The following is a 21,746-nucleotide window of genomic DNA, read 5'->3' on the forward strand; positions in this document are numbered from 1 at the left end:
AGAAGCGAAACGGGCGGCCCGCGGGCCGCCCTTGGATGGTGTGCGGCGCGCTCAGGCCACCGCGTCGGCGCTCTGCCGCTGCAGCATGGCCAGCGAATGCGCCACGGTTTTGCGCAGCTCGCGCCGGTCCACGATCATGTCCAGCGCGCCCTTGGTGAGCAGGAACTCCGAGCGCTGGAAGCCTTCCGGCAGCTTCTCGCGCACGGTGTTCTCGATCACCCGCGGGCCGGCAAAGCCGATCAGTGCTTTTGGCTCGGCGATGACGATGTCGCCCACGAACGCAAAGCTGGCCGACACACCGCCCATGGTGGGATCGGTGAGCACGCTGATGTAGGGCAGCTTCGCCTTCGCCAGGCGCGTGAGCGCGGCATTGGTCTTGGCCATCTGCATCAGGCTCAACAGGCCTTCCTGCATGCGGGCGCCCCCGGTGGCGGTGAAGCACACGAAGGGCACCTTCTGCTCCACCGCGGTTTCCACGCCGCGCACGAAGCGCTCGCCGACCACCGAGCCCATGGAGCCGCCCATGAAGTCGAACTCAAAGCAGGCCACGACCAGCGGCACACTCATCACCGCGCCGCCCATCACGATGAGCGCATCGGTCTCGCCGGTGTTCTCGATCGCATCCTTCAGGCGGTCGGGGTACTTCTTGCTGTCCTTGAACTTCAGCGGGTCGACCGGGATGACTTCCTGGCCGATCTCGTAGCGGCCTTCGGGGTCGAGGAAGAAGTCCAGCCGCGCCCGCGCACCGATGCGGTGGTGGTGGCTGCACTTGGGGCAGACGTTCTGGTTCTGCTCCAGGTCGGTCTTGTAGAGCACCGTCTCGCAAGAGGGGCACTTGATCCACAGGCCTTCGGGCACCGAGCGGCGCTCGGCGGGGTCGGTCTGCTGGATCTTCGGCGGGAGCAGTTTTTCAAGCCAGCTCATGCAGTAGCTCCTTCTTTGATGCTGTCCAGGGCGGCGCGGATCTCGGCGATGAACTGCCGGCCGGCCAGGGCGACATTGTCGCGCGGTTGGGATTCCAGGATCTGGACCAGCCGCGAGCCTATCACCACGGCGTCCGACACCGCCGCTACCGCCCGGGCGGTGTCCGCGTCGCGGATACCGAAGCCCACGCCCACCGGCACGTTCACGTGGGCCTTGATGCGCGGCACCATGGCGGCCACCGCGGCGGTGTCCAGGTGCCCGGCGCCGGTCACGCCCTTGAGCGACACGTAGTACACATAGCCGGTGGCGATGCGGCCCACGTCCTTCATGCGCTGCTCGGTGGAGGTGGGCGCCAGCAGGAAGATCGGATCGAGGCCAGCGGCCTTCAGGCGCTGGGCAAAGGTTTCGCACTCCTCCGGCGGGTAGTCCACGATCAGCACGCCGTCCACGCCCGCGGCCACCGCATCGCGCAGGAAGGCGCCCTCCCCTAGGCGCTGGTCGTAGCGCTCCACCGGGTTGGCATAACCCATGAGCACCACCGGCGTGCGGTCGTTGCCGAGCCGGAAAGCCTTCACGTAAGCCAGCACCTGCCCCAGGCCGATGCCCTTGGCGAGCGCGCGTTCGGAGGCCTTCTGGATCACCGGGCCATCGGCCATCGGGTCCGAAAACGGCACACCGAGTTCGATGACGTCGGCGCCCCCATCGGCCAGGCCCTGCATGATCTGCACCGTGGCGTCCGGGTAGGGATCGCCGGCGGTCACATAGGGAATCAGCGCCTTGCGGCCATCGGCCTGCAGGGCGGCGAACACGTTGCGGATGCGGCTCATCACAACCCTCCCTTCACGCTCTGCCCCCGGCACGACGGCCGGCAGTAGAATTCGGCGCCCGACAGGTCGGCCACGGTGCCGATGTCCTTGTCGCCGCGGCCGGAGAGGTTGACCAGCAGGTGCTGGTCGGGCCGCATCGTCCTGGCCAGCTTCATCGCGTAAGCGACAGCATGGCTGGACTCCAGCGCCGGAATGATGCCTTCGGTGCGGCACAGGTGATGGAATGCGGCCAGCGCCTCGTCGTCGGTGATGCCGACGTATTCCGCCCGGCCGATGTCCTTGAGGTAGGCGTGCTCTGGGCCCACGCCTGGGTAGTCCAGGCCGGCCGAGATGGAATGGGTTTCGGTGATCTGGCCGTTGTCGTCCTGCAGCAGGTAGGTGCGGTTGCCATGCAGCACGCCCGGCGAGCCGGCCGACAGCGACGCGGCGTGCTTGCCCGATGCCAGCCCCTGGCCAGCGGCCTCCACGCCGATCAGCCGGGTGCCTTCATGCCCGATGTAGGGATAGAAGATGCCCATCGCATTGCTGCCACCGCCCACGCAGGCGATCACCGCGTCGGGCTGGCGGCCGACGATGTCGGGCATCTGGACCAGGCATTCCTCGCCGATCACGGCCTGGAAGTCGCGCACCATGGCCGGGTACGGTGCGGGGCCGGCCACCGTGCCGATGATGTAGAAGGTGTTCTCGACGTTGGTGACCCAGTCGCGCAGCGCTTCGTTGAGCGCGTCCTTCAAGGTCTTGCTGCCCGATTCCACCGGCACCACCTTGGCCCCCAGCAGGTGCATGCGGTACACGTTGGGCGACTGGCGCTTGACGTCCTCGCTGCCCATGTACACCACGCATTCCATGCCGTAGCGGGCGCAGATGGTGGCCGTGGCCACACCGTGCTGGCCAGCGCCGGTTTCGGCGATGACGCGCGGCTTGCCCATGCGCCGGGCGAGCAGCGCCTGGCCGATGACGTTGTTGATCTTGTGCGCGCCGGTGTGGTTGAGGTCTTCGCGCTTCAGGTAGATCTGCGCGCCGCCGAGTTCCCGGCTGGTGCGCGCCGCGTGATAGATCGGGCTCGGCCGACCGACAAAGTGCTTCAGCTCATGGCGGAATTCGGCCATGAATTCGGGATCGGCCCGGTAATGCTCGTAGGCCGCCTTCAACTCGTCCAGGGCATGGATCAGGGTCTCGGCGACGAAGGTGCCGCCATAGGGCCCGAAATGCCCGCGCTCGTCGGGCTGGTGATAGTTCAACATGGTGTGATCTCGGTTCAGGTGCTGGCATCGGCGATGCGGGCATCCGCCTCGCGCACCGCCTCGCAGAACCGGCGCATGAGCGCGGCATCCTTGATGCCCTTTGCGCTCTCCACGCCGGAGCTCACGTCAACGGCCCAGGGCCGGACGTGCAACACCCCATCGATCACGTTTGCAGGATTCAACCCACCAGACAAAACGACCGGAGAGGGGACGCTGGGTGGAATGAGAGACCAATCGAAGACCTTTCCGCCGCCGCCGTAACCTTCGACATGAGCGTCGAGCAACAGGCCGGTGGCGTGTGCGTACTGCACGGCAAAGTCTAACAAATCGAAGCCCGGCGCCATGCGCGCCGCCCGCAGGAAGGGGCGCCCGGGTGCGGCGCACTGCTGCGGCGTTTCATCGCCATGGAACTGCAGCAGCGCCTGCGGCAGCGCACCGGTGACCTGCGCCACCCGATCGGCCGGTGCATTGACGAGCAGGCACACCGGCGTCACGAAGGGCGGCAGCCGTTGTGCGAGCGCCACCGCCTTTTCCAGGCTCACATGGCGGGGGCTGCGCTCATACAGCACCAGGCCGATCGCATCGGCGCCGGCCGCCACGGCTTCGTCGAGGTCGGCTTCGCGGGTGATGCCGCAGATCTTGATGCGGGTTCGTTGGGGGTTCATCGCAGGGTCCATGTCGTGCAGCCGGCGCCGCGCGAGGGGCCTAGTTCAGGGCAACCAGTCCATCGCCGGCGTGTGCTGCGGGATGGCGAGTTCGGCATCGTAGTACGGGCCGACGAAGTACAGACCATCCGCGGCGAAGGTCGGCGCCGCGGCGTCGCGGCTGCGTGCGGCCAGCACCTCGCCCATCCAGTCCGGCGCTCGCGCTCCGCTGCCCACGGCCACCATGCAGCCCATGATGTTGCGCACCATGTGGTGCAGGAAGGCGCTGCCGTCCACGTCGAAGCGCCAGTAGGCGCCGCGACGGCTCACCTGCAGGCTGCGCAAGGTCTTCACCGGGGAGGCGGCTTGGCATTCCGAAGAGCGGAAGCTGCTGAAGTCGTGTTCGCCGATCAGGTGCCGTGCCGCGGCCTGCATCGCGGCGCCGTCCAGCGGGCGGAAGGTCCAGCCGCAACCCGCCTGTTCGATCGCCGGGCGCACCGGCGATTCGAGCAGCAGGTAGCGATAACGCCGGCCCCTCGCACTGTTGCGGGCGTGGAAGGTGGGCGGCACCGGCTGGCACCACTGCACCGCGATGTCAGGCGGCAGGTAGCGGTTGGTGCCCCGCACCCAGGAGAAAGCCTCGCGCTCCACCGGCGCATCGACGTGCACCACCTGGTTGAGCGCATGCACGCCGGTGTCGGTGCGGCCGGCGCACAGGGTGCTCACCGGCTGGGCGGCAAACTCCGAGAGCGCACGCTCCAGCGTGTCCTGCACGGTGCGCCCACCCGGCTGGCTTTGCCAGCCGTGGTAGCGCTCGCCACGGTAGGCGATGCCCAGGGCGATGCGAACGGGCGGCCGCTCGGCCGCCCGCGTTTCAAGCTCAGGCAAGCGTTTCCAGCATGCCTTGCGCCTTGGCCTTCAAGGAACCATTCGCCTTGGCCACCACTTCCTCGAGCAGGTCGCGGGCGCCTTCCATGTCCCCGATCTGCCGGAACTCCTCGGCCAGCTCCAGCTTGCGCATCAGCGGGTCAGCGGCATCGTCAACGCTGCCGCCTTCCATGCCGGGCAGGTCCAGGTCAGGCAGCGACTCCGGCTGGGCGGCCGGCGCTGCGCCGCTCGGCGAATCGAGGTCCAGCGACAGGGAGCCGAGGTCGAACTCCATCGGCGAGGGCGCTGCGGCCGGTCGGGCCGGGGGTGCGTCCATGGTGGGCAGGTCGAAGTCCAGGCTCACGTCCTGCGCGGCGCGGCTGGCGGAGCCGGACAGCGGACGGGCGCTTTCCGGCGCCGGCGCTTCAGCCACCGGCGCGTCCAGGTTCAGGTCCAGGTCGGTGCTTGCGGAAGCCTCGTCCATCGGCTCGGGTGCCGGGGCAGCGTACGAGCTGGGGCCGGATGGCAGCACCGAGTGCGGCATCGTGCTGGCACCCAGCGGCTCCACCGCCGGCTGGCCTTCGGCCGTCACCGGCTGGCCGCCCGGCTGGTACAGCGGGTTCTCCGGGTCGATCTGACGGCCCAGGTCCTGCGCCTTCTGCCAGTCTTCGCCTTCGCCCTGCGTCAGCGCGAACAGCTGGGTGGCCAGCAGCTCAAAGCCCTTGGTGTCGCGCCGCTTGGCATACACCTCCAGCAGCTTCGAGCGGATGGCCAGGCGGTCCGGGTTGCCGCGCATCGCCTCCTTGAGAATTTCCTCGGCCTGCAGGTCGCGGCCATAGGCCAGGTAGACGTCGGCTTCGGCCACCGGATCCACGTCGCCGATGGCGTCGAGCTGGCTCAACGAATAGCTCATCGACGAGGACACGCCGCTGGCGTCACGCGTGTCGATGCGCTGGCCGCCGCTGGCGCCGAAAAACGAATCCGGCTGCAGGCGGCTTTCCAGGAAGGAAGTTTCGCCGCTGTCCTTTTTGGAGCGGCTGCGCCAGCGATAGAAGCCGAGGCCACCCAGGCCCAGCAGCAGCACCGCCGCTGCCGGCAGCATGAACGGGTTGTCGAACAGGCTGGGTTCTTCCACCGGCACCGGCGTGGGGACCGGGCGGGGACGCGGGCGCGATGCCGCCACGGCAGGCCGCGGCGCCGACGCCGGCACGGTGGCCGAGGCGGCCTGCGGCTGGCTGGCGGCCGCGATCGGGGCCGGAGCCGGGGATGCCGGCACCGAAGCAGCCGGCGGCGCGACGGGCGCTGCAGCCACGGGAGCCGGCGCGGGGGCCGGGGCGGGCACAGGCACCGGCGCCGGCTTGACCGGCACGGCGGGCACGGGCAGCGCAGGTGCCGGCGCGGGTTTGGCGGCGGCCACAGGCGCGGGCGCCGGTGTGGCAGCCGCAGACGCCGGCTTGGCACCCGCCGCGCTGGACGCGCTGGACAGCCGCTTGAGCTCTTCCACGTTGCGTGACAGCTCGGCCACGCGGGTGGAGGCCTCCTTGCGCTCGGCTTCCTTGGAGATCTTGACTTCAGGCGAGGTCGGCTTCAGCGCGCCTTGCGACAGCGTCAGCTTGTCGGGCGTGGGCGTGGCCTGCTTGCGGTCTTCCACAGCGGCCTGCACCTTGCCGGTGGCCTGGCGACCCGGCTCTTCCGTCTTGGCGGCCGGCACGGCACCGGCCAGGCGCTGGCGATAGGCGCCAAAGTCGGCGCTCTGGGCCTGGATGATCTGCTTGGCCTCGGACGGCGACACCTGCTGGGCCGATTCGGCCGAGGGCACCGACAGCACCACGCCGGACTTCAGCCGGTTCATGTTGTCGCCGAGGAAGGCGGACGGGTTGCCGCGGTACAGCGACACCAGCATCTGGTCCAGCGAGACGCCGGGACGCTGCGTCTTGGCGGCGATGCGGAACAGCGTGTCGCCACTGCGCACGGTGTACTCGTCGCCGCCCTGCGAGGACGCGACCGGCGCGGGCGCAGGAGACGGTGCGGGTGCACGGGCGGTGGCCGGAGCAGGCGCGGGAGGGGTGGGCACCGCAGCGGGACGCGAGGGCTGCGCACGCGGAGCGGGCGCCTCGGCGGTCACGGCCGGCGCCGGGGCGGGTGCGGGTGAGATCGACGGCGCTGCCGCCATGGCGGGCGGCGCCGGCGTGCGCACGGGCGGGTCGAACAGCAGGGTGTATTCACGCACCAGCCGGCCGGTCGACCAGGACACCTCGAGGATCACGTCCACAAAGGGTTCCTGCACGGCGCGGTCGCTGGACAGGCGCAGCACGGTGCGGCCATCGGGGCGGCGCTGCAGGGTGGCCGAGGTGCTGGTGAGCACGGCGTTGTAGTCCACGCCCGCGGCGCGGTAGGACTCGGCCGGCGCGATGCGCACCTTCAGCGTGGAGGCTTCTTCAGGCGTCAGGCTGGTGACGTCGATTTCCGCCTTCAGGGTTTCGCCAAGGGCCGACTGCACCGCCAGCCGGCCCAGGCCCAGCGCCGAGGCATGGGTGGCTGCAAGGGCCAGGGTGGCGGCGGCCACCGCCGACAGGGCGAAGCGCCCTGCGTTGATCGAGCTGTCTTTCAAGGCGTCTCCCAAATGCGATCGGCGGACTGGTTTCCAAAGTCCGCCGCCCAACGACATCGTGTGTGCTGTGTTCCGCACTTGCCTTCCTCAGGCCGTAACGGTGGAAATCACAATAACATCAAGCATATACGCTTACAAGCTCACGCAAAACCTGATGTCCGGTCGGGTGTGGTTCGTGTCACCCAAGTTATTCACGAAATGTCGCGGGGAGGCAACGAAGCCGCTGCCTCCCCGCGCTTTGCACCCGTTCGCGCGATTTAGGCGTCGAGCAGGATGCGCAGCATGCGGCGCAGCGGTTCCGCCGCACCCCACAACAGTTGATCGCCGATGGTGAACGCCCCCAGGTACTCCGGGCCCATGGCCAGCTTGCGCAGGCGGCCCACCGGGATGGTGAGCGTGCCCGTCACAGCCACCGGCGTCAGGTCGCGGATGGTGGCTTCGCGGCTGTTGGGCACCACCTTCACCCAGGCGTTGTCCGCGGCGATCATGGCCTCGATATCGGCGAGCGGCACATCCTTCTTGAGCTTGAAAGTGAGTGCTTGGCTATGGCAGCGCATGGCGCCGATGCGCACGCAGAAACCATCGACCGGGACCGCAGCCGAGCCGAAGCCCGGCCCCTGGCCGAGGATCTTGTTGGTCTCGGCCATGCCCTTCCACTCCTCCTTGGACATGCCGTCGCCCAGGTCGCGGTCGATCCAGGGGATCAGCGAGCCGGCCAGCGGCACGCCGAAGTTGGCGGTTTCCGCTTCGGTGAGCGAGCGCTGCTTGGCCACCAGGCGTCGGTCGATGTCGAGGATGGCGCTCTTGGGGTCGGCCAGCAGGTCCTTGACCTCGGCGTTCAAGGTGCCGAACTGGGTGAGCAGCTCGCGCATGTGCTGCGCGCCGCCGCCGGAGGCCGCCTGGTACGTTTGCGTGCTCATCCACTCGACCAAGCCGGCCTTGTAGAGCGCGCCCACGCCCATGAGCATGCAGCTCACGGTGCAGTTGCCGCCGATCCAGTTCTTCTGGCCCTTGGCCAGCGCGCTCTTGATCACCGGCAGGTTCACCGGGTCCAGCACGATGACGGCGTCGTCCTTCATGCGCAGGCTGGAGGCTGCGTCGATCCAGTGGCCAGCCCAGCCCGACTCACGCAGCTTGGGGAAGACGTCGTTGGTGTAGTCGCCGCCCTGTGCGGTGATCACCACGTCGCAGCGCTTGAGCGCCTCGATGTCGTAGGCGTCCTTCAGCTTGCTTTCGTTCTTCGCCCATTGGGGCGCGGCGCCGCCTGCATTGCTGGTGCTGAAGAACACCGGCTCGATGAGGGCAAAGTCGCCCTCCTCCTGCATGCGATCCATGAGCACGGAACCGACCATTCCGCGCCATCCGACCAGACCTACGACCTTCATCTCTCGCCCTTTCATCCGCTGTGGTTGGAAACCTCTGACTCCCCCGGCTCGTTCGCCGGACTACCTTGGGAGTTGTGGGGGCGAGACGAACCGGAGCTTGCTAGCTCTTGGTAATGGTTTTGATGGTCTTGCCGGTCAGGGCGGCCACGACGGCGTCGCCCATTTCGCGTGTGCCCACCTTGGTCGTGCCTTCCGACCAGATGTCCCCCGTGCGAAGGCCGGACGCGAGCACGTCCTGCACCGCGGATTCGATCCGTGCGGCGGCTTCGGGTTGGTTGAGGGAGAAGCGGAGCATCATGGCAGCGGACAGGATTGTAGCCAAAGGATTGGCGATTCCCTTGCCCGCGATGTCGGGTGCGGAGCCGTGGCTGGGCTCGTACAAGCCTTTGTTCTCGGCATTCAGCGAGGCCGACGGCAGCATGCCGATGGAGCCGGTGAGCATGGCGGCTTCGTCGGACAGGATGTCGCCGAACATGTTGCCGGTGACGATGACGTCGAACTTCTTCGGTGCCTTCACCAGCTGCATGGCCGCGTTGTCCACGTACATGTGGTCCAGCTCCACGTCCGGATACTCGGCGTGCACCTCGGTGACCACATCCTTCCAGAACTGGAAGGTCTCCAGCACGTTGGCCTTGTCAACGCTGGTCACCTTCTTGCCGCGCTTGCGGGCGGCCTGGAAAGCGACGTGGGCGATGCGTTCGATTTCCGGGCGCGAGTAGCGCATGGTGTCGAAGGCTTCGGGCGCGCCCTTGAACGCGCCATCCGGCGCTTCGCGGCGGCCGCGCGGCTGGCCGAAGTAGATGTCACCGGTGAGCTCGCGGATGATGAGGATGTCCAGCCCCGCCACCAGCTCGGGCTTCAGGCTGGACGCATGGGTGAGCTCTTCGTAGCAGATGGCCGGGCGGAAGTTGGCAAACAGCTGCAGGTGCTTGCGCAGGCCCAGGATGGCCTGCTCGGGACGCAGGGCGCGCTCCAGCTTGTCGTACTTCCAGTCGCCGACAGCACCGAACAGCACCGCATCAGCTTGCTGCGCCAGCTTCAGCGTCGATTCCGGCAGCGGGTGGCCATGGGTTTCGTAAGCGGCGCCGCCAACCAGGGCGGTTTCGGTCTCGAACTTCAGGTCCAGCACGTTGAGCACCTTCACCGCTTCCGCGACGATTTCGGTGCCGATGCCGTCACCCGGCAGGATCGCAATCTTCATTTTCCAGTTCCTCGTGGGTCAGCCGGGCAGCCGCTGGTTCAGCCAGGGCTTGCGCGCCAGGCGCTCGGCTTCGAAGGCCTTGATCTTGTCGGCGTGCCGCAAGGTCAGCCCGATGTCGTCAAAGCCATTGAGCAGGCAGTACTTGCGAAAAGGCTGCACCTCGAACGGGATCGCGGCACCGTCCGGCTTGACCACCACCTGGCGCTCCAGGTCGATGGTGAGCTGGTAGCCGACGAAGGCGTTCACCTCGTCGAACAGCGTCGCCACTTCATGCTCGGGCAGCACGATGGGCAGCAGGCCGTTCTTGAAGCAGTTGTTGAAGAAGATGTCGGCATAGCTGGGCGCAATCAGCGCGCGGAAGCCGTATTGCTCGATCGCCCAGGGCGCATGCTCGCGGCTGGAGCCGCAGCCGAAGTTCTTGCGCGCCAGCAGGATGGATGCGCCCTGGTAGCGCGGCTGGTTCAACACGAAATCAGGGTTCGGCTTGCGCGTGGCCGGGTCCTGGCCAGGCTGGCCGGGGTCGAGGTAGCGCCATTCGTCGAACAGGTTGGGGCCGAACCCGGACTTCTTGATCGATTTGAGGAACTGCTTGGGAATGATTGCGTCGGTGTCGACGTTTTCGCGGTCCATGGGCGCAACCAGGCCCTGGTGAACGGTGAACTTGTCCATCGTGTGTCCTTCAGCTGATGCGGCGCACGTCGACGAAGTGGCCTTCCATCGCGGCCGCGGCCGCCATGGCGGGGCTCACCAGGTGGGTGCGGCCGCCGGCGCCCTGTCGGCCTTCGAAGTTGCGGTTGCTGGTGGAGGCGCAGCGCTCGCCCGGTTCCAGCCGGTCGGCGTTCATGGCCAGGCACATCGAGCAGCCCGGCTCGCGCCATTCGAAGCCCGCCGCCTTGAACACCTGGTCCAGGCCTTCCTTCTCGGCCTGCTGCTTCACCAGGCCGGAGCCCGGCACCACCATCGCCAGCTTCACGTTGGACGCCACCTTGCCGCCCACGCGCCGCACGATGGCCGCGGCTTCGCGCAGGTCCTCGATGCGGCTGTTGGTGCAGGAGCCGATGAACACCTTGTCGATGCGCACGTCGGCCAACGGCTTGTTGGGTTCCAGCGCCATGTACTGCAGCGCGCGTTCGATCGCGCCGCGCTTGTTGGCGTCCTTTTCCTTGTCGGGGTCGGGCACGCGGTCGTCGATGGACAGCACCATCTCCGGCGAGGTGCCCCAGGTGACCTGCGGCTTGATCTGCGCGGCGTCCAGCTCCACCACCGCATCCCACTTCGAATCAGGGTCGGATTGGAGCGTGCGCCAGTAGGTGACCGCCTGCTCCCATTCGACGCCGGCAGGGGTGAACGGCCGGCCCTTGACGTAGTTGATCGTCGTTTCGTCCACCGCCACCAGGCCCGCGCGTGCGCCGGCTTCGATGGCCATGTTGCACACCGTCATGCGGCCTTCCATGCTGAGCGCGCGGATCGCGCTGCCGCCGAACTCGATGGTGTAGCCGGTGCCGCCGGCGGTGCCGATTCGGCCGATGATGGCCAGCACGATGTCCTTGGCGCTGCAGCCGCGGGTGAGTTGGCCTTCCACCTTGACCAGCATGTTCTTGGCCTTCTTGGCCAGCAGGGTCTGAGTGGCGAGCACGTGCTCCACCTCGCTGGTGCCGATGCCGTGCGCCAGCGCGCCGAAGGCGCCGTGGGTGGACGTGTGCGAGTCGCCGCACACCACCGTCATGCCCGGCAGGGTGGCGCCCTGCTCCGGCCCGATCACGTGCACGATGCCCTGGCGCTTGTCCATGAAAGGAAAGTACGCCGCCGAGCCGAACGCCTTGATGTTGGCGTCCAGCGTGGTGATCTGTTGTTTGCTGATGGGATCGGCGATGCCGTCGTAGCCCCGCTCCCAGTGCGTGGTGGGCGTGTTGTGGTCGGCGGTGGCTACGATGGAGCTCACGCGCCAGACCTTGCGCCCGGCCAGCCGCAGCCCTTCGAAGGCTTGCGGGCTGGTGACCTCGTGCACCAGGTGGCGGTCGATGTAGAGCACGGCGGTGCCGTCCTCTTCCGTGTGGACGACGTGTTCGTCCCAGATCTTGTCGTAGAGGGTGCGTCCGCTCATGGCTTGCTCGGTGGAAGGGTGGAATTGTCGCGCGCCGCCGCGAACGCCTGGGGGCACAGGGCCTCGACGAACCGCTTGACGACCGTGGGCAGCACCTCCTGCGTGCGCACGGCCAGCAGGTAGTCGCGCTCGGCCCAGTCTTCTTTCAGCGCCAGGCGCTTCACCTTGAACAGCTTGCTGAAACGCTCGACCGCCGCGGTGGGCAGCACCGCCACGCCCAGCCCCGCTTCGACCAGCTGTGCGATGGCGTCGAACCCGCGCACTTGCAGCCGCGCCTTCAGCGTGCGGCCGCGCGCGCTGGCCAGCTGCTGCAACTGTTCCTGTACCGCGGCGCCGCTTTGCAGGCCCACCATGTCGTAGTCCAGCAGGTCGTCGAAGGCGACCTCGTCGCGCCCGGCCAGCGGATGCTGCAGCGGCACCATCACGGACAGCTGCCCACTGGCGTAGTGCCAGGTGGTGAGCCGGTTCTCCAGCAGCGGCGGCACGAAGATGCCCACGTCGGCCCGGCCTTCCGCCACGGCCGCCTGCACATCGGCGCTGGTCAGGTCTTCCAGGCTGATGCGGATGAGCGGATGCGCCTGGGAGAAAGCCGCCAGGTCCGGTGGCAGGCAGTCGGCGATGGCCGACACGTTGGCCACGATGCGCAAGTGGCCCTTCACGCCGCGCGCGAACTCCACCACCTCGCTTTCCAGCGCATGCAGCGACGCGTTCAGCGATCGGATGTGGCGCACCAGCGAACGGCCGGCCTCGGTAGGCTCCACGCCGCGCGCTCGCCGCTCGAACAGTGGTACCCCCAGGCGCGTCTCCAGGTCGGAGAGGCGCTTGCTGGCCGCGGCCAGCGCCAGGTGCTCACGCTCCGCCCCGCGCGTGATGCTGCGGGTTTCGGCAATGGCGAGCACGAGGTTGAGGGTGACGAGGTCGAAGCGCATGGTGGGCCGGGATGCGAGGTGCTGTATCAGCCCCGCCCCTCACATCGGTGAACGTGGAGGCCGGGTCGTGCTCAGCAGATCGGTGAACCCGCAACGGCGAGCACCTCGCAGCCGCTACAGTAGCCTTCGCAGGAACCGCTGTGTTTGGGCGATTGTGAATCAGCGCTTCGTGTGCGACGAAAGCTCACCCTGGTGGGAACGGGGTGACAGCGGTGCCCCGGAACCGCGCGTTCAAGGCGCGGCTCCGTCTGCCGCGGCCACCCAGCGCTTCCCCAACAGGGCACTGACCTGCGACCACACCTTGGTCGCAATGAACGCCACCGTGGCGAACACGCCGGCCAGCACCAGCCACAGCGTGCGGCGCAAGGCGACGAGCGGATCCACCCCGCTGTCGAAGAATCCGAAGCTCAGCCACAGCAGCAAGGTGCCGCAGACCGCCAGCAGGTAGGCACTGCGCACCCAGAACTCGGCGCCACCCTCGGCGTCGCAGAAGCCACGCAAGACCTTGATCAGGATTGGCCGCAGATAGGTCACGGCGAGCAGCGGCCCAAAGACCGGCAGGCACAGCGAGAGCAGGAAAAACGACGTGTTCATGAGGACCTCCAGGGTTGAAGCAAAGGGGTGTTACAGCCGGCAGCTGCCGCCGGCGTCGCAGCGTCGCCCGGCTGCACGTTCGGCCGCCCGCCGCACCGACGTTTCGAACAGGCCATGCACCAGGGCGCGCGGAACACGATGCCGGTTGCGCGCGAGCCAGGGGTACAAGCGGTCCGCGAGCGCTCGCATGCCCGGCAGCCGCACCGGGGCCATCACCCAACCCAGGCCGACAGCGCGATAAGCGTGTTCGAACACCGGCACGCCGCGAATCACCGTGCCGTCCGCCTGCACGGCATGAATCAGCTCCAGCAGTTCGTCCACCGTCACGCCCGGCGGCGGCTCGTCAAAACCGGGCGCCGACACATCGACGAAGTGCAGCAGCCCGGCGTGGTTGCGGAGCATGAGGTTAGTCATCTCCGCATTGCACAGCGCGCACGCCGACTCGTAATAGAGCGTCAGCGGATACACGGATCTGGCGATCATCATCGCCCTCCTTCTTTAGTTTCGGTAAGTACAGAAATTCATGGCCAAAAAAAGGAACCTTTGGCTCCTCACACATATGGCGGCGTCGGAAGCCCGGCGCTCGCGGTCCCCGCGTCCGCAGGCCCACGCACGAACTTCTGAATCGACGCCCCCATCCTCAGCACCTTTTCCAAGGTCGCCGGCGTCAACCTCAGCATCTCGTCGGACCAGGCGCCCAGCGCCTCCATGAAGCGCAGGGTTTCCTGCAGCCGGTCCTGCGTGTCCTGCGGTTCGCCGGGAAAGGCGGGCGAGCCCGTGATCTCGCGCAGCACGCGCACCGTGGGATCGAACTCGCGCTCCTTGCGCTCGCGCACGATGGTGCGGAACAGTTCCCACACGTCGCTGGAGGTCTCGAAGTGATCGCGCCGATCGCCCATCAGGTGCACCACGCGGATCAGCTTCCAGTTCAACAACTCCTTCACGCTCGTGCTCACATGCGAGCGCGCTGCGCCCAGCGCGTCACAGATGTCCTCGGCGTTCAGCGGCTTGCCATGAAAGAACAGCAGCGCATGGATCTGCGCCACCGTGCGGTTGACGCCCCAGGCCGTGCCCATCTCACCCCAGTGCAGCACGAAGCGCTTGCCGATGTCGCTCAGTTCCATGCGGCCAGTCTAGGCGCTTCGCTTATTTCGGTCAACACAGAAATCAGGTCAGTGCGGCGATCACCTCCGGCGGCGCCTGCACCAACTCGATCAGGACGCCTTCCCCGCCTACCGGGAACTCGTCGTTGCCCTTCGGGTGGATGAAGCAGATGTCGTGGCCCGCCGCTCCTCTGCGGATGCCACCCGGCGCAAAACGCACGCCGTTGGCAGCCATCCACTCCACGGCTTTCGCCAGGTCGTCCACCCACAGCCCGACGTGGTTCAGCGGCGTCGTATGCACCGCCGGCTTCTTGTCCGGATCGAGCGGCTGCATCAGGTCAACTTCCACAGCGTGAGGGCCATCACCGAGAGAACAGATGTCCTCATCAACGTTCTCGCGCTCGGACACGAAAGTGCTCTTGACCGTGAGCCCCAGCATGTCCACCCACAGCGACTTCAGCCGCTGCTTGTCTGGCCCGCCGATGGCGATCTGCTGGATGCCGAGGATGCGGAACGGTTTGTTGTCGCTCATTCGAAGCTCAGGATGGGTTGGTCCACGGCCAGGCTGTCGCCCTTCTTGGCGGTGATCTCCTTCACGACGCCGTCCTGCGTGGCGGTGAGGATGTTCTCCATCTTCATCGCCTCCACCACCGCCAGGCGCTCACCGGCCTGCACCTGCTGGCCGGGCTGCACCGCAATGTCCACCAGCAGCCCCGGCATCGGCGACAGCAACAGCTTGCTGGTGTCCGGCGGCGCTTTGTAGGGCATCAGCTTCGCCAGCTCAGCCGCACGCGGCGTGAGCACCAGCGTGTCGATGCGGCTGCCGCCATGCGCCACGCGGATCCACACGCCCTGGCGTTCGATCTGCGCCGTGAACGGCCGGCCGTTGCAGACGCCGCTGGCGCGGATGGTGCCGATGCGCCAGTCCTTCGCCAGCTCGTAGCGCTTGTCGCCCACCAGCACCACCACCGCGCCGTTGGTGGTCACCTTCACCGGGTGGTGGGTGTGCTGGCCGGCGTCGCCCTTGACCAGCACCACGAAGTCCTCGCGGATCTGCACGCCATGGCCGGGCAGCTGACCGCTGATGCCGGCCGCGCGCTCCAGGAAGCGCCGGTTCGCCGCCGCGGCCAGCGCCACCAGAAAGTCCGGATCGTCGTGTGGCACGTCCTCCGGCCGGAAGCCCTTGGCGTAGTGCTCGGCGATGAAGCCGGTGTTGAACTGGCCGGCAGCGAACTTCGGATGCGCCAGCAGCGCGGACTGGAACGGGATGTTGCTCGAGATGCCGCGGATGATGAAAGCGTCCAGTGCCTCGCGCATCTTCGCGATCGCGTCGGCTCGGTCGGTGCCATGCACGATGAGCTTGGCGATCATCGAGTCGTAGTACATCGGGATCTCGCCGCCTTCGAACACGCCGGTGTCTACGCGCACCCCTCCGCCTTCAGGCACCGGCATCGCCGCTTCCATGCTCGGGTGCGGCGGCTGGTACTTCACCAGCCGGCCGGTGGACGGCAGGAAGTTGCGGAAGGGATCTTCCGCATTGATGCGGCACTCGATGGCCCAGCCGCGGCGCTGCACCTGCTCCTGCGTGAAGGGCAGCGGCTCGCCGGCGGCCACGCGGATCATCAGCTCCACCAGGTCGAGCCCGGTGATGCACTCGGTGACCGGGTGCTCCACCTGCAGGCGGGTGTTCATCTCAAGGAAGTAGAAGCTCTGGTCCTTGCCGACCACGAACTCCACCGTGCCCGCGCTCTGGTACTTCACCGCCTTGGCCAGCGCCACCGCCTGGGCGCCCATCGCCTGGCGGGTGGCTTCGCTGATGAAGGGCGACGGCGCTTCCTCGATCACCTTCTGGTGGCGGCGCTGGATGGAGCACTCCCGCTCCCAGAGGTAGACCACGTTGCCTTGTGAGTCGCCCAGCACCTGGATCTCGATGTGGCGCGGCTCCTCGACGAACTTCTCGATGAACACACGGTCGTCGCCGAAGCTGTTGCGCGCCTCGTTGCGGCAGGAGGTGAAACCGTCGAAGGCGTCCTTGTCGTTGTAGGCCACACGCAGGCCCTTGCCGCCGCCGCCGGCACTGGCCTTGATCATCACCGGGTAGCCGATCTCGCGCGCAATCGACACCGCCTGCTCGGGCGTGTCGATCGCTTCGTTGTAGCCGGGAATCGTGCTGACCTTGGCGTCGTTGGCCAGCTTCTTGGAGGCGATCTTGTCGCCCATGGCCGCGATGGAATAGTGCTTCGGGCCAATGAAGACGATGCCCTCTTCCTCCACGCGCCGGGCAAAGGCTTCGTTCTCCGACAGGAAGCCGTAACCCGGGTGCACCGCTTCCGCACCGGTCTGTTTGCAGACGGCGATGATCTTGTCGGCCTGCAGGTAGCTCTCGCGGCTGGGCGCGAGGCCGATCAGCACCGCCTCGTCGGCCAGTTCCACATGGCGGGCGTCCTTGTCGGCCTCGGAATACACCGCCACGGTGGCGATGCCCATCTTCTTGGCCGTCTTGATGACGCGGCAGGCGATCTCGCCGCGGTTGGCAATCAGGATCTTCTTGAACATGGCGCCGCGCCTCACAGGGGGATGTTGCCGTGCTTGCGCCACGGGTTGTCAAGCTGCTTGTCGCGCAGCATCACCAGCGAACGGCAGATGCGCTTGCGCGTTTCGTGCGGCTGGATCACGTCGTCGATGAAGCCGCGGGCGCCGGCCACGAAGGGGTTGGCAAAGCGGGCCTTGTATTCCGCCTCGCGCGCCGCCAGCTTGGCCGGATCGTTCTTGTCCTCGCGGAAGATGATCTCCACCGCGCCCTTGGCGCCCATCACCGCGATCTCGGCATTCGGCCAGGCGAAGTTGACGTCGCCGCGCAGGTGCTTGGAGCTCATCACGTCGTAGGCCCCGCCGTAGGCCTTGCGGGTGATCACCGTCACCTTGGGCACGGTGCACTCGGCGTAGGCATAGAGCAGCTTGGCGCCGTGCTTGATGATGCCGCCGTACTCCTGGCTGGTGCCCGGCATGAAGCCCGGCACATCGACGAAGGTCACCACCGGGATGTTGAAGGCGTCGCAAAAGCGCACGAAGCGCGCCGCCTTGATGCTGCTGCGGATGTCCAGGCAGCCGGCCAGCACCATTGGGTTGTTGGCCACGATGCCCACCGTCTGGCCATCGAAGCGGCCGAAGCCGATGACGATGTTCTTGGCGTACTCCGGCTGCAGCTCGAAGAAGTCGCCGTCGTCCACCACCTTGAGGATCAGCTCCTTGATGTCGTAGGGCTTGTTCGGGTTGTCGGGCACCAGGGTGTCCAGCGACATGTCGAGCCGGTCGGCGCGGTCGCCACTGGGGCGCACCGGCGCCTTCTCGCGGTTGTTCAGCGGAAGGTAGCTGAAGAAACGCCTGAGCATCAGGATCGCTTCCACGTCGTTGTCGAAGGCCAGGTCGGCCACCCCCGAGCGGGTGGTGTGGGTGGCCGCGCCGCCCAGCTCTTCGGCGGTCACCTCCTCGTGCGTCACCGTCTTCACCACGTCAGGGCCGGTGACGAACATGTAGGAGCTGTCCTTCACCATGAAGATGAAGTCGGTCATCGCGGGTGAATACACCGCGCCGCCGGCACACGGCCCCATGATCAGGCTGATCTGCGGGATGACACCCGAGGCCATCACATTGCGCTGGAACACGTCGGCATAACCACCCAGCGAGGCCACGCCTTCCTGGATGCGGGCGCCACCCGAATCGTTGAGGCCGATGACCGGCGCGCCCACCTTCATCGCCTGGTCCATGATCTTGCAGATCTTCTCGGCGTGCGCTTCGCTGAGCGCGCCCCCGAACACGGTGAAGTCCTGGCTGAACACGAACACCAGGCGGCCGCTGATCATGCCGTAGCCGGTGACCACGCCATCGCCGGGCACCTTGTTGTCGGCCATGCCGAAGTCAGCGCATCGGTGCTCGACGAACATGTCCCATTCCTCGAAGGTGCCGTCGTCGAACAGCAGCTCCAGCCGCTCGCGCGCGGTGAGCTTGCCCTTGGCATGCTGGGCGGCAATGCGTTTGTCGCCACCGCCCAGCCGGGCCTTGGCGCGTTTCTCTTCGAGCATCTGCTGGATGTCGTGCATGGAATGTGTCTCCTCAATGGAAAAGGTCGAGCAGGCGGCGTGCCGCCACCGAGGCCGCGGTGCGGCCGGCGCGTACGTCGGCGTTCAATTCATCCAGGGCGGCCTTCACCGCAGGGTGCTGGCGGAAGCGCTGCTTCAGGCCGGCATCGATGCGTTCCCACATCCAGGCCTGGTCCTGCCTGCGGCGGCGTTCCGCCAGGCGGCCGCTGTCGCCCTGCAGTTGCCTAAAGCGGGTGACCTGCTGCCAGAACTCGGGCAGGCCCAGCCCCTTCAGCGCCGAGAGCTGCAGCACCTGCGGATGCCACAGCTGGGTGTCGTGGACTGCGTGGTCCGGGTGGCCGTGTTGGCCAAACAGGCGCAGCGCGCTGGTGATCTGCGCCCGCGCCCGCGTGGCCGCCGCCTCGTCCAGGTCGGCCTTGTTGATCACCACCAGGTCGGCCAGCTCCATCACGCCCTTCTTGATGGCCTGCAGGTCGTCGCCCGCGTTGGGCAGCTGCAGCAGCACGAACATGTCGGTCATGCCGGCCACCGCGGTTTCGCTCTGGCCCACACCCACGGTCTCCACGATGACGATGTCGTGGCCAGCCGCCTCGCACACCAGCATGGACTCGCGCGTCTTCTCCGCCACGCCGCCCAGCGTGCCGCTGGCCGGGCTGGGGCGGATGTAGGCCTGCGGGTGGACCGACAGGTGCTCCATGCGCGTCTTGTCGCCGAGGATCGACCCCCCCGACACGCTGGAGGACGGGTCCACCGCCAGCACCGCCACGCGATGGCCCTGGCCGATGAGGAAGAGGCCCAGCGCCTCGATGAAGGTGCTCTTGCCCACGCCGGGCACGCCGGAGATGCCCAGGCGCAGCGATTGGCCGGTGGCCGGCAGCAAGGCGTTGAGCAGCTCATCGGCGCGCAGCCGATGGTCCGCGCGGGTGGACTCCAGCAAGGTGATGGCCTTGGCCATGGCGCGCCGCTGCGCCGCGCCCGGCGCACCGAGCACCGCATCCACCAGCGCCTGATCCGCTGCGGGCAGCACGATGCTCAGGCAGCGGCGTGCACGCGGCGGATCTGCTCGAGCACGTCCTTCGCGCTGGCAGGAATCGGCGTGCCGGGGCCATAGATGCCCTTCACGCCCGCGTCGTAGAGAAAGCCGTAGTCCTGCTGCGGGATCACACCGCCAACGAACACGATGATGTCGTCGGCGCCCTGGGCCTTCAGCGCCTCGATGATGGCCGGCACCAGCGTCTTGTGGCCGGCCGCCAGGGTGGACACGCCCACTGCGTGAACGTCGTTCTCGATCGCCTGGCGGGCGCATTCTTCGGGAGTCTGGAACAGCGGGCCCATGTCCACGTCGAAGCCCAGGTCGGCGAATGCGGTGGCGACCACTTTCGCGCCGCGATCATGCCCGTCCTGGCCCAGCTTGGCGATCATCACGCGCGGGCGGCGGCCCTGCTCGTCGGCAAACTGCGCGATCTCGGTCTGGAGCTTTTCCCAGCCCTCGGCAGAGTCATAAGCAGCTGCATACACACCGGTCACCTTCTGGATGTCGGCGCGGTGGCGCCCGAACACGGTTTCGAGCGCATCGCTCACCTCGCCCACGGTGGCGCGCAGGCGCACGGCCCGGATGCTCAAGTCGAGCAGGTTTCCCTGGCCGGACTGGGCGCACTCGGTGAGCGCCTTCAACGCAGCGCGCACCTTGGTGTCGTCGCGCGTGGACTTGATGCGATGCAGTCGCTGGATCTGCTGCTCGCGCACCTTCACGTTGTCCACCTCCAGGATGTCGTGCTGGTCTTCCTTGGCCAGGCGGTACTTGTTGACGCCGACGATCACGTCCTTGCCGCTGTCGATGCGGGCCTGCTTCTCGGCAGCGCTGGCCTCGATCTTCAGCTTGGCCCAGCCGGAGTCCACCGCCTTGGTCATGCCGCCCATGGCCTCCACCTCTTCGATGAGGCCCCAAGCCTGCTCAGCCATGTCCTGGGTGAGTTTTTCCATCATGTAGGAGCCGGCCCATGGGTCCACCACGTTGGTGATGTGGGTCTCTTCCTGGATGATGAGCTGGGTGTTGCGCGCGATGCGCGAGCTGAACTCGGTGGGCAGCGCGATCGCTTCGTCGAAGCTGTTGGTGTGCAGGCTCTGCGTGCCGCCGAACACCGCTGCCATGGCCTCGATGGTGGTGCGCACGATGTTGTTGTACGGGTCCTGCTCGGTGAGGCTCCAGCCCGAGGTCTGGCAGTGGGTGCGCAGCATCAGGCTCTTGGGGTTCTTCGCATTGAAGCCCTTCATGATGCGGCACCACAGCAGGCGCGCCGCGCGCATCTTGGCGATCTCGAGATAGAAGTTCATGCCGATCGCCCAGAAGAAGCTCAGGCGACCGGCGAACTCGTCCACGTCCAGGCCCTTGGCCAGCGCGGTTTTCACATACTCCTTGCCGTCGGCCAGGGTGAAGGCCAGCTCCAGCGCCTGGTTGGCGCCCGCCTCCTGCATGTGATAACCGGAGATGCTGATCGAGTTGAACTTCGGCATGTTCTTCGCCGTGTACTCGATGATGTCGCCGATGATCCGCATGCTCGGCTCGGGCGGGTAGATGTAGGTGTTGCGGACCATGAACTCCTTGAGGATGTCGTTCTGGATGGTGCCGCTCAACTTGTCCTGCGCAACGCCCTGCTCTTCGGCGGCCACCACGTAGCCCGCCAGCACTGGCAGCACCGCGCCGTTCATCGTCATGGACACGCTCACCTTGTCGAGCGGGATGCCGTCGAAAAGGATCTTCATGTCCTCCACCGAATCGATCGCCACGCCGGCCTTGCCCACGTCGCCGGTGACACGCGGGTGATCAGAGTCGTAACCGCGGTGGGTGGCCAGGTCGAAGGCCACCGACACGCCCTGTCCGCCGGCGGCCAGCGCCTTGCGGTAGAAGGCGTTGGACTCCTCGGCGGTGGAGAAGCCGGCGTACTGGCGGATGGTCCAGGGACGCACTGCGTACATGGTGGCCTGCGGGCCGCGCAGGAAGGGCTCGAAGCCCGGCAACGTGTCGGCGTAGGGCAGCTCGGCCGTGTCGGCCGCCGTGTACAGCGGCTTGACGGCGATGCCTTCGGGCGTCACCCAGTTCAGCGCAGCGACGTCACCGCCCGGTGCCGACTTGGCCGCAGCCTTCTGCCACTGCTCCAGGGTGGCGCTGGCGAATTCCTTGGACGGTGCGGACATGCAAGTGGCTCCTGAAAC

General features: G+C 67.2%; 19 protein-coding genes. All 19 read right to left on the reverse strand.

The features are described from left to right. Window positions 1–51: 51 nt before the first annotated feature. On the reverse strand, window positions 52–924 hold the full coding sequence (accD, locus tag VPH43_RS03530; protein ID WP_328576275.1) for an acetyl-CoA carboxylase, carboxyltransferase subunit beta: 873 nt from the start codon (window positions 922–924) through the stop codon (window positions 52–54). Beyond that, window positions 921–1,751 carry a tryptophan synthase subunit alpha gene (gene trpA / locus VPH43_RS03535; RefSeq protein WP_328576276.1) on the reverse strand — a complete coding sequence of 277 codons (831 nt, stop codon included), beginning with the start codon at window positions 1,749–1,751 and terminating at the stop codon, window positions 921–923. Before trpA ends, accD begins: the two co-directional genes overlap by 4 nt. Continuing rightward, entirely contained in the window at window positions 1,751–2,995 is a 1,245-nt protein-coding gene (gene trpB / locus VPH43_RS03540; protein WP_328576277.1) for a tryptophan synthase subunit beta, read from the reverse strand. The genes trpA and trpB overlap by 1 nt, the downstream gene beginning before the upstream one ends. 14 nt (window positions 2,996–3,009) lie before the next feature. Further along, complete coding sequence (locus tag VPH43_RS03545) at window positions 3,010–3,660, reverse strand: phosphoribosylanthranilate isomerase (RefSeq protein ID WP_442909198.1); 651 nt, start codon at window positions 3,658–3,660, stop codon at window positions 3,010–3,012. 45 nt (window positions 3,661–3,705) lie between these two features. Next, window positions 3,706–4,527 carry a tRNA pseudouridine(38-40) synthase TruA gene (gene truA, locus VPH43_RS03550; RefSeq protein ID WP_328576279.1) on the reverse strand — a complete coding sequence of 274 codons (822 nt, stop codon included), beginning with the start codon at window positions 4,525–4,527 and terminating at the stop codon, window positions 3,706–3,708. Next, complete coding sequence (locus VPH43_RS03555) at window positions 4,520–7,117, reverse strand: FimV/HubP family polar landmark protein (protein ID WP_328576280.1); 2,598 nt, start codon at window positions 7,115–7,117, stop codon at window positions 4,520–4,522. Before VPH43_RS03555 ends, truA begins: the two co-directional genes overlap by 8 nt. A 257-nt stretch (window positions 7,118–7,374) precedes the next feature. After that, window positions 7,375–8,502: an aspartate-semialdehyde dehydrogenase gene (gene asd, locus VPH43_RS03560; RefSeq protein WP_328576281.1), complete on the reverse strand. Its 1,128-nt coding sequence runs from the start codon at window positions 8,500–8,502 to the stop codon at window positions 7,375–7,377. Between the two features lie 100 nt (window positions 8,503–8,602). After that, window positions 8,603–9,703, reverse strand: coding sequence for a 3-isopropylmalate dehydrogenase (leuB, locus tag VPH43_RS03565; protein WP_328576282.1), 1,101 nt, complete (start codon window positions 9,701–9,703; stop codon window positions 8,603–8,605). 18 nt (window positions 9,704–9,721) lie between these two features. Continuing rightward, window positions 9,722–10,372: a 3-isopropylmalate dehydratase small subunit gene (gene leuD, locus VPH43_RS03570; RefSeq protein ID WP_328576283.1), complete on the reverse strand. Its 651-nt coding sequence runs from the start codon at window positions 10,370–10,372 to the stop codon at window positions 9,722–9,724. A gap of 10 nt (window positions 10,373–10,382) precedes the next feature. Continuing rightward, window positions 10,383–11,807 (reverse strand): 3-isopropylmalate dehydratase large subunit, encoded by a 1,425-nt coding sequence (gene leuC, locus VPH43_RS03575; RefSeq protein WP_328576284.1) that lies wholly within the window; start codon window positions 11,805–11,807, stop codon window positions 10,383–10,385. After that, the gene (locus tag VPH43_RS03580; RefSeq protein ID WP_328576285.1) at window positions 11,804–12,736 is read right to left on the reverse strand and encodes a LysR family transcriptional regulator; all 933 of its coding nucleotides are present in this window, start codon (window positions 12,734–12,736) and stop codon (window positions 11,804–11,806) included. Before VPH43_RS03580 ends, leuC begins: the two co-directional genes overlap by 4 nt. A gap of 231 nt (window positions 12,737–12,967) precedes the next feature. Continuing rightward, on the reverse strand, window positions 12,968–13,330 hold the full coding sequence (locus VPH43_RS03585) for a hypothetical protein (protein ID WP_328576286.1): 363 nt from the start codon (window positions 13,328–13,330) through the stop codon (window positions 12,968–12,970). A 30-nt stretch (window positions 13,331–13,360) separates the two neighbouring features. Continuing rightward, window positions 13,361–13,813 (reverse strand): thiol-disulfide oxidoreductase DCC family protein, encoded by a 453-nt coding sequence (locus VPH43_RS03590; protein WP_328576287.1) that lies wholly within the window; start codon window positions 13,811–13,813, stop codon window positions 13,361–13,363. A 68-nt stretch (window positions 13,814–13,881) separates the two neighbouring features. Then, a complete protein-coding gene (locus VPH43_RS03595; RefSeq protein WP_328576288.1) occupies window positions 13,882–14,454 on the reverse strand; it encodes a GbsR/MarR family transcriptional regulator in 573 nt (190 codons plus the stop codon). Between the two features lie 43 nt (window positions 14,455–14,497). Continuing rightward, window positions 14,498–14,965, reverse strand: coding sequence for a VOC family protein (locus VPH43_RS03600; protein ID WP_328576289.1), 468 nt, complete (start codon window positions 14,963–14,965; stop codon window positions 14,498–14,500). Beyond that, complete coding sequence (locus VPH43_RS03605) at window positions 14,962–16,989, reverse strand: acetyl/propionyl/methylcrotonyl-CoA carboxylase subunit alpha (RefSeq protein ID WP_328576290.1); 2,028 nt, start codon at window positions 16,987–16,989, stop codon at window positions 14,962–14,964. The genes VPH43_RS03600 and VPH43_RS03605 overlap by 4 nt, the downstream gene beginning before the upstream one ends. Before the next feature lie 11 nt (window positions 16,990–17,000). Beyond that, window positions 17,001–18,533 (reverse strand): acyl-CoA carboxylase subunit beta, encoded by a 1,533-nt coding sequence (locus VPH43_RS03610; protein ID WP_328576291.1) that lies wholly within the window; start codon window positions 18,531–18,533, stop codon window positions 17,001–17,003. Between the two features lie 13 nt (window positions 18,534–18,546). Next, window positions 18,547–19,560, reverse strand: a complete 1,014-nt coding sequence (gene meaB / locus VPH43_RS03615; protein WP_328576292.1) for a methylmalonyl Co-A mutase-associated GTPase MeaB — start codon at window positions 19,558–19,560, stop codon at window positions 18,547–18,549. 5 nt (window positions 19,561–19,565) lie between these two features. Beyond that, window positions 19,566–21,728: a methylmalonyl-CoA mutase gene (gene scpA, locus VPH43_RS03620; protein ID WP_328576293.1), complete on the reverse strand. Its 2,163-nt coding sequence runs from the start codon at window positions 21,726–21,728 to the stop codon at window positions 19,566–19,568. Window positions 21,729–21,746 lie beyond the last annotated feature (18 nt).

The sequence above is a fragment of the Ideonella sp. BN130291 genome, assembly GCF_036231905.1.
Lineage (GTDB): Bacteria > Pseudomonadota > Gammaproteobacteria > Burkholderiales > Burkholderiaceae_C > CAMLIZ01.

What these genes read in the sequence shown, in the direction of transcription:
- accD (WP_328576275.1), bottom strand. Translation starts at nt 924, where the DNA reads ATGAGCTGGCTTGAAAAACTGCTCCCGCCGAAGATCCAGCAGACCGAC.
- trpA (WP_328576276.1), bottom strand. Translation starts at nt 1,751, where the DNA reads ATGAGCCGCATCCGCAACGTGTTCGCCGCCCTGCAGGCCGATGGCCGC.
- trpB (WP_328576277.1), bottom strand. Translation starts at nt 2,995, where the DNA reads ATGTTGAACTATCACCAGCCCGACGAGCGCGGGCATTTCGGGCCCTAT.
- VPH43_RS03545 (WP_442909198.1), bottom strand. Translation starts at nt 3,660, where the DNA reads ATGAACCCCCAACGAACCCGCATCAAGATCTGCGGCATCACCCGCGAA.
- asd (WP_328576281.1), bottom strand. Translation starts at nt 8,502, where the DNA reads ATGAAGGTCGTAGGTCTGGTCGGATGGCGCGGAATGGTCGGTTCCGTG.
- leuB (WP_328576282.1), bottom strand. Translation starts at nt 9,703, where the DNA reads ATGAAGATTGCGATCCTGCCGGGTGACGGCATCGGCACCGAAATCGTC.
- leuD (WP_328576283.1), bottom strand. Translation starts at nt 10,372, where the DNA reads ATGGACAAGTTCACCGTTCACCAGGGCCTGGTTGCGCCCATGGACCGC.
- leuC (WP_328576284.1), bottom strand. Translation starts at nt 11,807, where the DNA reads ATGAGCGGACGCACCCTCTACGACAAGATCTGGGACGAACACGTCGTC.
- VPH43_RS03580 (WP_328576285.1), bottom strand. Translation starts at nt 12,736, where the DNA reads ATGCGCTTCGACCTCGTCACCCTCAACCTCGTGCTCGCCATTGCCGAA.
- VPH43_RS03585 (WP_328576286.1), bottom strand. Translation starts at nt 13,330, where the DNA reads ATGAACACGTCGTTTTTCCTGCTCTCGCTGTGCCTGCCGGTCTTTGGG.
- VPH43_RS03590 (WP_328576287.1), bottom strand. Translation starts at nt 13,813, where the DNA reads ATGATCGCCAGATCCGTGTATCCGCTGACGCTCTATTACGAGTCGGCG.
- VPH43_RS03595 (WP_328576288.1), bottom strand. Translation starts at nt 14,454, where the DNA reads ATGGAACTGAGCGACATCGGCAAGCGCTTCGTGCTGCACTGGGGTGAG.
- VPH43_RS03600 (WP_328576289.1), bottom strand. Translation starts at nt 14,965, where the DNA reads ATGAGCGACAACAAACCGTTCCGCATCCTCGGCATCCAGCAGATCGCC.
- VPH43_RS03605 (WP_328576290.1), bottom strand. Translation starts at nt 16,989, where the DNA reads ATGTTCAAGAAGATCCTGATTGCCAACCGCGGCGAGATCGCCTGCCGC.
- VPH43_RS03610 (WP_328576291.1), bottom strand. Translation starts at nt 18,533, where the DNA reads ATGCACGACATCCAGCAGATGCTCGAAGAGAAACGCGCCAAGGCCCGG.
- scpA (WP_328576293.1), bottom strand. Translation starts at nt 21,728, where the DNA reads ATGTCCGCACCGTCCAAGGAATTCGCCAGCGCCACCCTGGAGCAGTGG.